Below are 364 nucleotides of genomic sequence, written 5' to 3' on the forward strand. Positions count from 1 at the left end.
CCAAGATCCGCACCGGCCCATCCAGGCACGGGTGCAGCCCCGCCTCAAGCGGCACCACTTGAAGCGTCATATTACGCGGAGCGGTGCGCTCAAGGACATGGTCGAACAGCTCGCGCATCGCCTCCGCGTCCCCGAACCGCCGCCGGAACACATGCTCCTCCAGAATGAAGCTGAACGCCACCGTAGGCCGTTCCCGCATAATCCGCTGACGGTCCATCCGCGCGGTGAGCAGCGCCGCCAGCTCCTCGTCGGTCCGCAGCGGGATCGTGCCCTCGAACACCGCCCGCGCATACGCCTCCGACTGCAACAACCCCGGCACCAGTCGGCACTCGTACGTACACAGACTCACCGCATCGCGCTCCAG

The 364-nt window shown here is 66.8% G+C and carries 1 protein-coding gene; it reads right to left on the minus strand.

Annotated elements, in window-relative coordinates; genetic code table 11:
* A partial coding sequence (locus BTA51_RS29845) for a DUF5753 domain-containing protein (protein WP_246841243.1) occupies window positions 1-364 on the minus strand: 364 nt, incomplete at both ends.

It is taken from the genome of Hahella sp. CCB-MM4, from assembly GCF_002260525.1.
Classification (GTDB): Bacteria; Pseudomonadota; Gammaproteobacteria; order Pseudomonadales; family Oleiphilaceae; genus Hahella.